The 13,241-nt window shown below is 62.6% G+C and carries 15 protein-coding genes and 1 pseudogene; 9 read left to right on the forward strand and 7 right to left on the reverse strand.

The window, feature by feature from the left end; all coding sequences use genetic code 11:
* Nucleotides 1-54 precede the first annotated feature (54 nt).
* Together xerD and IB238_RS19900 are read right to left on the reverse strand one after the other, a co-directional pair.
* Complete coding sequence (gene xerD, locus IB238_RS19895; protein ID WP_192251024.1) at nucleotides 55-1,008, reverse strand: site-specific tyrosine recombinase XerD; 954 nt, start codon at nucleotides 1,006-1,008, stop codon at nucleotides 55-57.
* Nucleotides 1,005-1,154: a hypothetical protein gene (locus IB238_RS19900; RefSeq protein WP_192251027.1), complete on the reverse strand. Its 150-nt coding sequence runs from the start codon at nucleotides 1,152-1,154 to the stop codon at nucleotides 1,005-1,007. The genes xerD and IB238_RS19900 overlap by 4 nt, the downstream gene beginning before the upstream one ends.
* 132 nt (nucleotides 1,155-1,286) lie before the next feature.
* On the opposite strand from IB238_RS19900, the gene IB238_RS19905 reads away from it, so the two are divergent.
* The 3 genes and pseudogenes from IB238_RS19905 to IB238_RS19915 form a co-directional block, all read left to right on the forward strand.
* Nucleotides 1,287-1,868 carry a shikimate kinase gene (locus IB238_RS19905; RefSeq protein WP_192251030.1) on the forward strand — a complete coding sequence of 194 codons (582 nt, stop codon included), beginning with the start codon at nucleotides 1,287-1,289 and terminating at the stop codon, nucleotides 1,866-1,868.
* A 5-nt stretch (nucleotides 1,869-1,873) separates the two neighbouring features.
* Nucleotides 1,874-3,004, forward strand: coding sequence for a 3-dehydroquinate synthase (gene aroB / locus IB238_RS19910; protein WP_192251033.1), 1,131 nt, complete (start codon nucleotides 1,874-1,876; stop codon nucleotides 3,002-3,004).
* 14 nt (nucleotides 3,005-3,018) lie between these two features.
* Nucleotides 3,019-3,849 (forward strand): annotated as a pseudogene (locus IB238_RS19915) (transporter associated domain-containing protein); the annotation flags it as partial.
* On the opposite strand, the gene IB238_RS19920 reads toward IB238_RS19915, so the two are convergent.
* Complete coding sequence (locus IB238_RS19920) at nucleotides 3,850-4,131, reverse strand: BolA family protein (protein WP_192251039.1); 282 nt, start codon at nucleotides 4,129-4,131, stop codon at nucleotides 3,850-3,852. It abuts the pseudogene before it with no gap.
* A 113-nt stretch (nucleotides 4,132-4,244) separates the two neighbouring features.
* Here IB238_RS19920 and IB238_RS19925 point away from each other — a divergent pair, with 113 nt between their 5' ends.
* Genes IB238_RS19925 through IB238_RS19940 form a run of 4 tightly spaced genes read left to right on the forward strand, consistent with a single transcriptional unit; the run spans nucleotide 4,245 to nucleotide 8,915 of the window.
* The gene (locus tag IB238_RS19925) at nucleotides 4,245-4,877 is read left to right on the forward strand and encodes a J domain-containing protein (protein WP_192251343.1); all 633 of its coding nucleotides are present in this window, start codon (nucleotides 4,245-4,247) and stop codon (nucleotides 4,875-4,877) included.
* Nucleotides 4,878-4,937: 60 nt separating this feature from the next.
* A complete protein-coding gene (gene cobS, locus IB238_RS19930) occupies nucleotides 4,938-5,936 on the forward strand; it encodes a cobaltochelatase subunit CobS (RefSeq protein WP_192251042.1) in 999 nt (332 codons plus the stop codon).
* An 18-nt stretch (nucleotides 5,937-5,954) separates the two neighbouring features.
* Nucleotides 5,955-7,856: a cobaltochelatase subunit CobT gene (cobT, locus tag IB238_RS19935; protein ID WP_192251045.1), complete on the forward strand. Its 1,902-nt coding sequence runs from the start codon at nucleotides 5,955-5,957 to the stop codon at nucleotides 7,854-7,856.
* A 48-nt stretch (nucleotides 7,857-7,904) separates the two neighbouring features.
* Nucleotides 7,905-8,915, forward strand: coding sequence for an esterase-like activity of phytase family protein (locus IB238_RS19940; RefSeq protein ID WP_192251048.1), 1,011 nt, complete (start codon nucleotides 7,905-7,907; stop codon nucleotides 8,913-8,915).
* 57 nt (nucleotides 8,916-8,972) lie between these two features.
* Here IB238_RS19940 and IB238_RS19945 read toward each other — a convergent pair whose 3' ends face one another.
* A complete protein-coding gene (locus tag IB238_RS19945; RefSeq protein ID WP_192251051.1) occupies nucleotides 8,973-9,614 on the reverse strand; it encodes a VUT family protein in 642 nt (213 codons plus the stop codon).
* 116 nt (nucleotides 9,615-9,730) lie between these two features.
* Nucleotides 9,731-10,015: a 50S ribosomal protein L28 gene (gene rpmB / locus IB238_RS19950; RefSeq protein ID WP_192251054.1), complete on the reverse strand. Its 285-nt coding sequence runs from the start codon at nucleotides 10,013-10,015 to the stop codon at nucleotides 9,731-9,733.
* Nucleotides 10,016-10,322: 307 nt separating this feature from the next.
* Here rpmB and IB238_RS19955 point away from each other — a divergent pair, with 307 nt between their 5' ends.
* Nucleotides 10,323-11,075, forward strand: coding sequence for a DUF3108 domain-containing protein (locus IB238_RS19955; protein ID WP_246723748.1), 753 nt, complete (start codon nucleotides 10,323-10,325; stop codon nucleotides 11,073-11,075).
* Between the two features lie 32 nt (nucleotides 11,076-11,107).
* Entirely contained in the window at nucleotides 11,108-12,004 is an 897-nt protein-coding gene (locus IB238_RS19960; RefSeq protein WP_192251061.1) for an EamA family transporter, read from the forward strand.
* Nucleotides 12,005-12,011: 7 nt separating this feature from the next.
* Here the strand turns inward: IB238_RS19960 and IB238_RS19965 are convergent, their stop codons facing one another.
* Both IB238_RS19965 and gloB read right to left on the reverse strand, forming a co-directional pair.
* Nucleotides 12,012-12,434, reverse strand: a complete 423-nt coding sequence (locus IB238_RS19965; protein ID WP_192251064.1) for a cupin domain-containing protein — start codon at nucleotides 12,432-12,434, stop codon at nucleotides 12,012-12,014.
* Nucleotides 12,434-13,204 carry a hydroxyacylglutathione hydrolase gene (gene gloB, locus IB238_RS19970; protein ID WP_192251067.1) on the reverse strand — a complete coding sequence of 257 codons (771 nt, stop codon included), beginning with the start codon at nucleotides 13,202-13,204 and terminating at the stop codon, nucleotides 12,434-12,436. Before gloB ends, IB238_RS19965 begins: the two co-directional genes overlap by 1 nt.
* Between the last annotated feature and the right edge of the window lie 37 nt (nucleotides 13,205-13,241).

Below are 13,241 nucleotides of genomic sequence, written 5' to 3' on the forward strand. Positions count from 1 at the left end.
GCTCCAACTGTTCCGTCAGCGCACCTATCGGGCGTTGACGGCGGAATGGCGGCTCTAATCCGGTTTTTTTGCCTGTTTGGCAAGGGGGTGATGTTCCTGCACCAGCCGATGCAGGCGCTCTTCTAGCACATGCGTATAAATCTGCGTGGTCGAAATGTCCGAGTGGCCGAGGAGTTCCTGGACCGCACGCAGGTCGGCGCCGTTCTGCAGGAGATGGCTTGCAAAGGCATGGCGCATGACATGCGGTGAAAGCGTTGCAGCACGAATCCCCGCCCGCGACGCGAGCGCTTTCAGCTCGCGCGCGAACACCTGCCGGGGCAGATAGCCTTGCTTGCCGGTGGAAGGAAAGAGAAAGGGACTTTCCTTGGCGTCCTCCTGCTCCGCTTGCTCGGTGGCGAGGGCTGCGCCGTAGGTTTGTAATGCCGAGATTGCCGAGCGCGACAGCGGCACCAGCCGCTCTTTGTTGCCCTTGCCCTTGATCACCAGGAATCTGCTGTTCTGCGTGAGAACCGTTGCGGGTAGCGCGACGAGTTCGCTGACGCGCATGCCGGTGGCGTACAGAAGCTCGATCAGCGCATGCATCCGCAACCGCTGGAGGCGATCTGCTCCCGCCGCCCGCGCTTCCGTCTCCGCAAGGCCAATGAGACGGGTGACGTCGTCTACCGAGAGCGTCTTCGGCAGTGCCCGCTCCTTGCGCGGCGCATCGAGGATTCCGGTCGGATCGTCGCCGCGCAGGCCCTCGGCGTAGAGGAACTTGTAGAACTGGCGAAGCGCGGAAAGCCGTCTTGCCTGCGAGGAAGCCTTGAAGCCCTGCCGTGCCAGGTGGCCGAGATAAGCCCGAAGGTCGTCCGGTACGGCCTCGGTCATTCGCACTTGCCGCTCCAACAGGAAGGACCGGGCATCATCGAGGTCGCGTTCGTAGGATGAAAGGGTGTTCGCAGCCGCCCCACGCTCTGCGCTCATCATCTCCAGGAAAGCCTCGATCTGGATTGCCGACCGGTCCGTCATGGCTGCGTGTTCACCCGCTCGGAGGGAATACGAATGGTCACGTCCCGTTCGTGCGGCTCGACGAAAGCAACAAGTGCGACCATCGCCCCATAAATCAAGCCGGCGACAACCGCACAGAAGAACAGGAAACGGAAGAGTGTGGGCATTGCGCGCTCCGTGGGACACCCATCCTATATCGCCCCGAGGGGGAATGAGCGCAAGACGTCATTGACGCTCAAACACTTGACGCTTCCGATGCTTTTGCAGATACCGAAGGAAGCAACAACCGGAACTCCCTGATGATCGGCCTGATGGAAACGTCCTCCCCGGAGCTCGCAAAGCAAGCGCGGATGGCGCTTGGCAAGCGCAACCTCGTTCTGGTGGGGTTGATGGGCGCCGGGAAGTCGGTGATCGGACGCCTGGTGGCCCAGGCGCTGTCCGTGCCATTCATTGATTCCGACCATGAGATCGAGCGTGTCTCGCGCATGTCGATTTCGGATCTCTTTGCAGCCTATGGCGAGGAAGAGTTCCGCGCGCTGGAGGCGCGGGTCATGAAGCGTCTGCTCAAGACCGGGCCGCGGGTCGTCTCGACAGGCGGTGGGGCCTTCATCAACGAGCGCACGCGCAGGCACATCAAGCGCGGCGGCCTCACCATCTGGCTCAAGGCCGATATCGAGGTGCTGTGGGAACGGGTCAACAAGCGCGACACCCGCCCGCTCCTGAAGACGGAAAATCCAAAGCAAACGCTCGAAAACCTGATGAGCGCGCGTTATCCCATCTATGCGGAAGCGGACCTCACGGTTCTTTCGCGCGACGTGAAGAAAGAAATGGTGGTCGAGGAGGTGCTTGCCGCCATCGCCGCCAACCCAATCGAGAAGTGATCCGCATGAACAGCTCTTCCACCGCCGCCCGGCGCACCGTCCGCGTCGATCTTGGCGATCGCTCCTACGACATCCTCATCGGGCCGGGCCTGATTTCGGCTGCCGGCGCGGAAATCGGCGCGCGGCTGAAGGGCCGCCGGATCGCCGTGGTGACGGACGAGCACGTCGCGCCGGTCTACCTCGAGCCCTTCCTGCGCTCGCTGAGAGAGAGCGGCATCGAGGCCGTGTCGCAGACCCTGCCGGCAGGCGAAAAAACGAAGAGCTTCGAGCATCTGATGACGGTTTGCGACGGCGTGCTCGGCGCGCGTATCGAGCGTAACGATGCTGTCGTGGCGCTCGGGGGCGGCGTCATCGGTGATCTCACCGGGTTTGCGGCGGGGATCGTTCGGCGCGGCTCGCGCTTCATCCAGGTGCCGACGTCGTTGTTGGCGCAGGTCGATTCTTCGGTCGGCGGCAAGACCGGTATCAACTCGCGCCATGGCAAGAACCTGCTCGGCGTGTTCCACCAGCCGGATCTGGTGCTCGCCGATACCGACGTGCTCGACACGCTTTCGCCGCGCGAATTCCGTGCCGGCTACGCCGAAGTCGCCAAGTACGGCCTGATCGACAAGCCGGACTTCTTTGCCTGGCTCGAAAAGAACTGGCGTGACATTTTTTCGGGCGGCGAGGCCAGGATCGAGGCGATCGCGACGAGTTGCCAGGCCAAGGCGAATGTGGTCGCGGCCGACGAACGCGAGAACGGCCTGCGTGCGCTACTCAACCTGGGCCACACCTTCGGCCACGCGCTCGAAGCGGCGACCGAGTATGACAGCGCCCGCCTCGTGCATGGCGAAGGCGTCGCCATCGGCATGGTGTTGGCGCACCAGTTTTCCGCGCGCATGAATCTCGCCAGCCCCGACGATGCACGCCGTGTGGAGGTGCATCTGCAGGATGTCGGCCTGCCGGTGTCGATGGATGCCATTCCCGGTGGCCTGCCACCGGCTGAGGCCCTGATGGATGCAATCGCGCAGGACAAGAAGGTCAAGGGTGGCAAGCTCACCTTCATCCTCACGCATGGCATTGGGCAGTCCTTCGTAGCGGACGACGTTCCTGCTTCCGAAGTCCTCACTTTCCTGAAGGAAAAGCTTCCGCGATGAGCCAGAACTTCGGCATCCTGCGTCGGTTGTGCGGGCTTTTCGGCTTGTCGCCCGCGCGGAACGCCGCGCTTCTGCCGCCGTCCGGCGACGGGCGCATAGCAAGCGAAGCGACGGCGCGCGACGGGGCGAAGCAGGACCGGTCCGCAGGGATGCTCGATTTCAGCGAACTCGAAGTTTCCGACGTCATGGTGCACCGGACCGCAATGCGTGGTCTAAATGCCGACGAGGCGCCGGAGACGATCGTACGCACGGTTCTTGAAAGCCCGTACACGCGCATGCCGCTTTGGCGCGGCGCGACCGACAACATCATCGGCGTTGTTCACGCCAAGGACCTGTTGCGCGCGCTTGCCGAACCGGGCGTGGATGCGACCACTGTCGATATCGTCAAGGCTGCGGAAAAGCCCTGGTTCGTTCCGGATACGACAAGCCTCAAGGAGCAGTTGAACGCGTTCCTTCGGCGCAAGCTGCATTTTGCCGTCGTGGTCGACGAGTATGGCGAGGTCCAGGGGCTTGTCACGCTCGAGGACATTCTGGAGGAAATTGTCGGCGACATTTCCGACGAGCACGACATCGACATCCAGGGTGTGCGGCAGGAAGCGGACGGCTCAATCGTCGTGGACGGCAGCGTGGCGATACGCGACCTGAACCGCGCGCTCGATTGGACGCTGCCGGACGAGGAGGCGACGACGATTGCCGGCCTCGTCATTCACGAATCGAAGTCGATCCCCGAGGAGCGGCAGGCGTTCACGTTTCATGGCAAGCGCTTCCTCGTCATGAAGCGGGTGAAAAACCGCATCACCAAGCTGCGCATTCGCCCGGCGGAAGGAGCCGCGGGGCGGGGTTGACTACCAGCGCACAGGCTCTCCAGGTGCTGCCGTTTCGATCGCCAGCGCATGCAGGCCCGCGTCGAACTCGTCCTTTACCAGGTCGTTGACCATCCGGTGCCGGGCGACGCGGCTCACGCCGTCAAACCGTGCAGAGACGATGCGGATGCGCATGTGGGTCTCGCCTGCGCCGGTGAAACCCGGCTGGTGGCCGGCGTGCAGGTGGCTTTCGTTGATCACTTCGAGCCGCTCTGGCGAAAGCGCCTCGGTCAACTTATATTCGATCCGGGATTTCACTGACATCTGCTGTCCTGTATCTGGCGCAAAGCCATGGTGTTCTGCGCGAAAAAATGGCCCAAAAAGCCAGCAACAATCCGCTTTGTCAATTCTTGTTGTGACTCGCCACGAGTCCCATAATTGGACCCATGAAACTCGATTCCAAATACTTCGACCGGATCCGGACGCGCCGGCGCGTGGAGCGCCCGGAACCCATTGCGCCGACGTGCCAATGGGACGGTTGCGACAAGCCCGGCCTCCATCGTGCGCCAGTCGGTCGCAATGCCGAAGGTCAGTTCTTCCTCTTCTGCTTCGAGCACGTGAAGGACTACAACAAGGGCTACAACTATTTCTCCGGCCTCTCCGATTCGGAGATCGCGCGTTATCAGAAGGAAGCGATCACCGGTCATCGCCCAACCTGGACAATCGGCGTCAACAAGGCGGCAAAGGGCGGCCCGGCGCATGGAAATGTTCGGTCTGGCACGGCAGGCGCACAACAGCGCATTCGCGATCCATTCGGGTTCGTCAATGAAGGGCGGGGACGTGGGCCGCGGATGGAACCGCGTGCCCGAAAGCTGAAGACGCTTGAGGCAAAAGCTTTCGACACGCTGGGCTTGCATGCCAATGCCACGGCCGAGGACATCAAGACTGCCTACAAGGCCCTTGTCAAAAAGCACCATCCGGATGCAAATGGCGGAGACAGGGGATCTGAAGAGCGTTTTCGGGCGGTCATTCAAGCATATCAATTGTTAAAGCAGGCCGGCTTCTGCTAGAGCAGGTCGGCAGCAACAGGACATAGGGCGGATGCAAGCGGCGTCTGCTGCGGAGACATTATGAGCAAGATGGATCTCGACATTTCAAACCTCCCGGATACCACAGTTTCGGTACGGGAGGTTTTCGGCATTGATACGGATATTCGCGTTCCCGCCTATTCGAAGGCGGATGCCTACGTGCCGGATCTCGATCCCGACTACCTGTTCGACCGCCAGACGACACTCGCAATTCTTGCGGGCTTCGCCCACAACCGTCGCGTGATGGTGTCCGGCTATCACGGCACCGGCAAGTCCACCCATATCGAGCAGGTGGCGGCCCGCCTCAACTGGCCGTGTGTCCGAGTCAACCTCGACAGCCATGTCAGCCGTATCGATCTCGTCGGCAAGGATGCGATCGTCGTCAAGGACGGCATGCAGGTCACCGAATTCAAGGACGGCATCCTGCCCTGGGCCTACCAGCACAACGTCGCGCTCGTTTTCGATGAGTACGACGCCGGCCGCCCGGACGTGATGTTCGTTATCCAGCGCGTTCTCGAATCCTCCGGCCGTCTGACGCTGCTTGACCAGAGCCGCGTTATCCGTCCGCACCCTGCCTTCCGCCTGTTCGCGACCGCCAACACGGTTGGCCTCGGCGACACGACCGGCCTCTATCACGGCACCCAGCAGATCAACCAGGCGCAGATGGACCGCTGGTCGATCGTGACCACGCTGAACTACCTGCCGCACGACAACGAAGTCGATATTGTCGCTGCCAAGGTGAAAGCGCTTTCCGGCAAGAAGGACGGTCGCGAGACCATTTCGCGCATGGTCCGCGTCGCCGACCTGACGCGTGCGGCGTTCATCAACGGCGATCTTTCGACCGTCATGAGCCCGCGCACCGTCATCACTTGGGCGGAGAATGCGGAAATCTTCGGCGATATCGCGTTCGCCTTCCGCGTCACCTTCCTCAACAAGTGCGATGAACTGGAGCGGGCACTGGTCGCCGAGCACTACCAGCGCGCCTTCGGTGTCGAGCTGAAGGAGAGCGCCGCCAACATCGTGCTGGAGGCGACGGCCTGAGGGCCGGGCGGGTGAAATATGGCTGCTCGCGGTGACAATTCCAGGCCAAGACCGGGTGCCCCGGTGGATGTCGAGCCGTTTCGGCGGGCACTGACCGGCTGCGTCCGCTCGGTCGCCGGCGATGCCGAGGTCGAGGTGGTGTTCGCCAACGAGCGACCCGGCATGACCGGCGAGCGCATTCGCCTGCCGGAGCTTTCCAAGCGCCCGACACTGGAGGAGTTGGCCGTCACACGTGGGCTCGGCGACTCCATGGCGCTGCGCAAGGCCTGTCACGACGCCCGCATCCACGCCACGATGTCGCCGCCGGGCACGGACGCGCGCGCCGTCTTTGACGCGGTGGAGCAGGCCCGTGTCGAGGCGATCGGCACGAACCGCATGAGCGGCATGGCAGCCAACATCAATTCCATGCTGTCGGAGAAGTACGCCAGGGCCAACTTCGGCGCGATCACGCGCCAGGCCGATGCTCCGCTCGAAGAAGCGGTGGCGCTGCTGGTTCGCGAGAAGCTCACCGGACAGAAGCCGCCCGCATCCGCCGGCAAGGTGCTCGACCTCTGGCGCGATTTCATCGAGGACAAGGCGGGCACCGATTTCCCCGACCTGCAGTCGGCGATAAACGACCAGCAGGCTTTCGCGAAGATCGTTCGCCACATGCTGGCCTCCATGAACGTCGCCGAGGACATCGGCGAGGAGGACACCGAGCCGGACGATCAGGGCAGCGAGACCGAAGAGGACCAGCCGCGCAGCCAGGAGCAGGACGATAGCGACTCGCAGGAAGAAGCCGGCGACGACGCCGCACCTGCCGACGAGAACCAGGCCGCGGAAGAGCAGATGGAAGAAGGCGAGATGGACGGCGCGGAGATTTCCGACGACGATCTTGCCGATGAGGAAGACGACGACAGCGAAACACCCGGCGAAGTCCGCCGCCCAAGCATCTTCGGCGACTTCAACGAGAAGGTCGACTATTCGGTCTTCACCGAGGAGTTTGACGAGACCATTTCTGCCGAGGAGCTTTGCGACGAGTCGGAACTCGACCGGCTGCGCGCGTTCCTCGACAAGCAGCTGGCGCACCTGCAGGGCGCCGTGGGCCGGCTTGCCAACCGCCTGCAGCGCCGGCTGATGGCGCAGCAGAACCGCTCATGGGAATTCGATCTGGAGGAGGGATACCTTGACTCCGCCCGCCTGCAGCGCATCATCATCGATCCGATGCAGCCGCTCTCCTTCAAGAAGGAGAAGGATACAAACTTCCGCGACACGGTCGTGACGCTCCTGATCGACAATTCCGGGTCGATGCGTGGTCGCCCGATCACGGTCGCCGCCACCTGCGCCGATATCCTGGCCCGGACGCTTGAGCGCTGTGGCGTCAAGGTCGAGATCCTCGGCTTCACCACCAAGGCCTGGAAGGGCGGTCAGTCGCGCGAGAAGTGGCTGGCCGGAGGCAAGCCACAGGCGCCCGGTCGCCTCAACGACCTGCGCCACATCATCTACAAATCGGCGGATGCTCCGTGGCGCCGCGCCCGGCGAAACCTCGGCCTGATGATGCGCGAGGGGCTCTTGAAGGAGAACATCGACGGGGAGGCCTTGATCTGGGCGCACAACCGGCTTCTCGGCCGGCCCGAACAACGCCGCATTCTGATGATGATCTCCGATGGCGCGCCGGTGGACGATTCCACTCTGTCGGTCAATCCAGGCAACTATCTGGAACGCCACCTGCGCGCGGTGATCGAGCAGATCGAGACGCGCTCGCCGGTCGAGTTGTTGGCGATCGGAATCGGCCATGATGTCACCCGATACTATCGCCGCGCCGTGACGATCGTCGATGCTGATGAACTCGCCGGTGCGATGACGGAGCAGCTTGCCTCGCTTTTCGCCGACGAAACGACAGGCCGTAGACGGCCGGGCGGGCTTCGCCGCGCCGGCTGACCACCAACCAGAACCCGGGCGGCTGCGTTCGCTTGGCATGAGAAGCCAATGAAGCGATTGTCCACCCTGTTTGCCATCGCCTTCGCCGCAACAGTCGTTGCTGCCCCCAGCTCTGCCACCAGCGTCGCGCTGGAGGTGGAGAGCCGGGTCATCTCGCACTTCGGTGTCGGCTCGAGTGAGCGCGCTTTTGGCAAGCTCGAATTCGTCGGCGGCATCACATATTCCTCGCCGAATTCGCTTTTGGGCGCGGTCTCCTCGATACGCTTTCGTCCCGACGGCACACATTTCGTTGCGGGGCTCGACACCGGTCATTGGCTGACTGGGGCCATCCAGCGCGACGAAGAGGGGGCACTTGCGGGTCTCTCCGAACTGCATGTCACGTCAATGCTGAACGCGGAGGGCCAGGCCAACGGCAAGAAGGTGCAGATGGATGCCGAAGGCCTTGCCCTTGCTCCAGGGGCAGCGATCGTCAGCTACGAGCAGCGCCACAGGGTGGATGTCTATCCTGATCCCGGCTTCGAGACGTCAGGTCCAAAGCGCAGTTACCAGATTCCCTTTCCTCGTGCCGAACTGAGAAGCAATCGTGGCTTCGAGACGCTGGTGGTAGCGCCTTCGGACGGGCCGCTTGCGGGCGCGCCGGTGATCGTCGCAGAGCGCAGCCTGAACAAGGACGGCAACCTGCTGGCGGCGGTCCTTGACGGACCGATGAAGGGCACGTTCTCCGTTGTGCGCAACGATCCCTATGATGCGACCGATGGTGCCTTCCTGCCCAATGGCGACCTGCTCCTGCTCGAGCGTCGATTCCGTCTCTCGGACGGTGTCGGCATGCGCATCCGCCGCATCAAGGCGGCGGACATCCGGCCGGGTGCGGTTGCGGATGGGGAGGTTCTGATCGATGCCGATATGAGCCACCAGATCGACAACATGGAAGGTTTGGATGTGGTCCAGCTGCCGGACGGCGATATCCGCATCATTGTCGTCTCCGACGACAACCACTCGATCCTTCAGCGCAATCTCATGCTGGAGTTCCGCCTGATCGGCGGAACGGAGCATTCCTGACAAAAAGGGCCGCTCCGGTTTCCCGAAGCGGCCCTTGAGCGGTGAGCCCGCCGGTGTTTACGCTGTCGCTTTCTCCACGCTAGGCATAGGCTTCAGCGTGCTCATCAGCGCGCCGTAGGGCAGAAGCATGACGAGGCCCATGAGCACCTTGACGCCGAAATCGGTGAGCGCCCAGGAAATCCAGCGCTGTGCCTCGGCCGTAAGAATTCCCAGGATCGGTGCACTCTCGATTGCGAAGGGTTCATTCGGGCCGAAGACCGAGAAGACCGGCGCGAACGCAACCGAGAAGAAGATCAGGGTGTCGAGTGCTGAGCCGATCAGCGAGCCTACCAGCGGCGCACGCCACCAGGTCTGGCGGCGCAGGGTGTTGAACACCGAGATGTCGAGCAACTGGCCCAGCAGGAACGCCGAGCCGGAGGCGATCGCAATGCGCGGGGAGGCGACGGCGAAGGAGAACAGGATCGCGACGGCAAAGCCGGCGATCACTACCTTGCGTGCAACCCTGGGGCCGAATTGGCGGTTTGTCAGGTCGGTGACAAGGAAGGCTACCGGGTAGCTGAAGGCGCCGAAGGTGAGGATATCCCCGAGATTGACGCCGAAGAGCGTCCACGGCAGCGGGTACTGGACGAGGATGTTGGAGGCGACGACGACGAGCGTCATCAGGAGAACGTAGATAAGGGTAATGCGGTTCGCTTGCATTTTTTTATCCTGGGTGATGCCACCAGTTGGAGGAGGAACCATGTTTTCAACGAAATGAGGCCTGTCCGGTTGTCCGGTCAAGCCTCAAAAACGCTCAGTGAAAATCGCGCCTGATATCAGGCGGCAACCTTCTTGGCGATCTGGCGGCGCAGCAGGCGTGCGCGCATCGACAGTTCGTTCTCGTCGGCCTTCAGCAGGAAGGCGTCGAGGCCACCACGATGCTCGACCGAGCGAAGCGCTGCTGCGGAAACGCGCAGGCGGAAGCGCTGGCCGAGGCTGTCGGAGATCAGCGTAACGTTGCACAGGTTCGGCAGGAACTTGCGCTTGGTCTTGTTGTTGGCGTGGCTCACATTGTGGCCCGACTGGACGCCCTTGCCGGTCAATTCGCAACTACGGGACATGAATGCACCTATTTTTCTTTGGTTTCGGACAATACGATTCCGGCACCGTGTCCGGCCGTCGTCCGTCTGGCCTTATTGGAAAGTGGCGGTTCTATAGTCACCCGCGGCGATGGCGTCAAGTCAAACCTTGTCGCCTTAGGGGAAAACGGTTGCAAATCGCCGCGTTTTCCGGCCAATAGCGAGATCGGTTCCGCTCGTTTCCGTCGCCTCAAGGGGTAACAGCGGCGTAGAATTGCCGCAATGGAATTTATAGTCGATACGGGTCAAGGAGCGCATGAAAATGAGCTGGCGGGCTTGGTTTGCAGTTATGACCGTTCCGGTGGCGTTGGCGGGCTCTCCCGCTGCCGCCCCGGCTGCTGATGTCAATCACATCACTGACTACAGCATTCGCCTGTCCGGTTTTCCGGTCGCGACGGCGAGCTTCCGCTCGGCGTTCGACGGGCGCCGGTACACGATTTCCGGCCGGATGGATTCCGCCGGGCTCGCTGATATCCTGTCGAGCACGCATGGCACGACCTCGGTGTCCGGAACGCTGGCAGACGGAAAACTGAGAGCAAGCAGCTATTCCATGTCCTATCGCAGCGGCAAGAAGGCTCGCGCGATCGACGTGGCGTTTCGCAACGGCGACGTGGTCCGCGCATCGATCCGTCCGGAACGCAAGCGTCCGCCGAAGAACTGGGTACCGGTGAGGGCAAGCGACATGCGCTCGGTGCTCGACCCGATATCCGGGTTGATCATGCCGGCCTCGACGAATGTCTGCTCGAAGACATTGCCGATCTTCGATGGCGAGTCGCGCATGGACATCAAGCTCTCCGACAAGGGCACACGGTCCTTCTCAACCAGGGGCTTCGAGGGCGAGGTGAAGGTCTGCGGCGTGCGCTTCGTGCCGCGTGCGGGCTATCGTAAGGGACGTAGGGACGTGGAATATCTTCGCAAGCTGGCGTCAATGGAAATTTGGTTTGCGAAAGCGGAAGCTGTCGATATGTATGCGCCGGTATACGTCCGAATTCCGACCGCGCTCGGTCCGGTCACCGTCTCGGCCACCCGCTTCGGCGGCTGAGTTCAAAACATCGTCATACGGGGACAATGGCTGTGAAGCTGAAGGCAACACTCATCGGGTTTTCTGCGATCATGATGTGGTCGCTTCTGGCGCTGTTCACGGCAGCGTCCGGCCAGATGCCCCCATTCCAGCTTTCAGCGATCTGTTTTCTGATCGGCAGTCTACCGGGCATTGCCGTCCTTGTGGCCCGGCCCGAGCGTCTGAAGCTCCTGCGGCAGCCGGCAAAGGTCTGGCTCGTCGGCATCGCCGGTCTGTTTGGCTATCATTTCCTCTATTTCACGGCCTTGCGAAATGCACCGGCTGTCGAGGCTGGGCTGATCGCCTATCTCTGGCCGCTTCTGATCGTTGTGGGTTCGGCGATGCTGCCGGGTGAGCGGTTGCGTTGGTACCATGTCGCGGGTGCGTTCGCAGGCCTCGCGGGGACCGTGTTGATTGTCGCCCGTAACGGCGTTGCCTTCGACGGTGCCTATGCGCTGGGCTACGGGGCCGCCTTCCTCTGCGCCTTCACCTGGTCCGGCTATTCGCTGCTGACACGGCGCTTCGACGCCGTTTCCACGGACGTCGTGACGGGCTTTTGCCTTGCCACCTCGTTCCTCTCCTTCATTTGCCATCTGGCCCTGGAGACGACTGTGTGGCCGGCGACAGGCTTCGAGTGGTTTGCGGTGCTCGGGTTGGGGCTCCTGCCGGTCGGTGCCGCCTTCTATGCCTGGGACTACGGCGTCAAGAACGGAGACATCCAGATCCTCGGTGCTGCAAGTTATGCCGCCCCGGTGCTGTCGACGCTCGTGCTGGTCCTGTCAGGCTTCGCCGAACCATCCTGGCGGATTGCGGCAGCCTGCGCTCTGGTGACCGGCGGCGCGGTGCTGGCAGCAAAAGACATGATTTTCGGCCGCAAGTCTCGCGCGGTCACCGAGGGGGCAGCCGCCTGATTAGGGTTCAGACCCCGGGTTGCCACCCAGGCGGCGCCAGTTCGAAGACGTCGAATGAAAAGCCCGGCGCGACCGTGCAGCCAACCAGCGTCCAATCTCCGAGCGATTCTGCCGATTGCCACCAGCCCGCCGGAATGAGCACTTGCGGCCGTTCCCCCCGTGCCAGGTCCACGCCGAGTATCTGGGTGTGGCTCACCTTGCCGTCATCCGACAGGGAGAGTGCGATGGGGCTGCCCGCGTAATAGTGCCAGATCTCGGCGGCGTCGCTGACTCGATGCCAGTTCGAGCGCTCCCCTCTTTCGAGCAGGTAGTAAATGGAGGTCGAGTGCCCTCGTGGCCCGCCTTCCGGATCGCGAAACGTCTGAACATACCAGCCGCCTTCGGGGTGCCGTTCCAATCCGAGTGTGGCGACGATCTCTTGAAGTGTCATCAGAAGCGGTCCTTGCGCGCGCGGATCTCGGCGAACACCTCGGCATCGGTTGCATCAGGCATGCCCAGCACCTTGCGGATCCCCGGATCTGCGGCGCGCAGGAACGGGTTGGTCGTCCGCTCCACGCCAATGGTGGTCGGGGCGGTGAACTGACCGGCCGAGCGCATACGCTCGATCTCCGCTGCCCGCTCCTTCAGCGCCGCATTGGCCGGATCGACTGTAAGTGCGAAGCGTGCGTTGGAGAGTGTGTACTCATGGCCGAAGTAGACGACAGTTTCTTCGGGCAGTGCCGCAAGCTTTGACAGCGATGTCCACATCTGCGCGGCTGTGCCCTCGAACAGGCGGCCGCAGCCGAGCGCAAAAAGCGTATCGGCGGCAAAGAGCAGCCGGTCGTCGGGCAGGTAGTAGCAGACGTGGCCCGCGGTGTGGCCGGGCGTCCAGATCACCTCCACGGGACGTCCCGCAAAGTCGAAGCGGTCACCATCGTCCACGCGCTGGTCTATGCCGGGAATGCGGTCCGCCTCACGTGTCGGGCCGATGACCGTCGCGCCGAAATGCGCCTTCAGCGCCGCGTTTGCTTCGACGTGATCGGCATGATGGTGAGTGGTGAAGATGTGAGTCAGCCGCCAGCCGCGTCGCGCCAGCGCGTCGCGAATCGACTGTTCTTCCGGCGCGTCGATGCTGGCGGTTGCGCCGGTCGCCGGGTCATGCAGGAGCACGCCGAAATTGTCACTCCGGCAGCCAAAGAGTTCGATATCGAGTGATTTCATCGGGCGTTCCCTCCTGCGGCATTGTCGAGTGAAGCAG

Source organism: Rhizobium sp. ARZ01, from assembly GCF_014851675.1.
GTDB lineage: Bacteria > Pseudomonadota > Alphaproteobacteria > Rhizobiales > Rhizobiaceae > Mycoplana.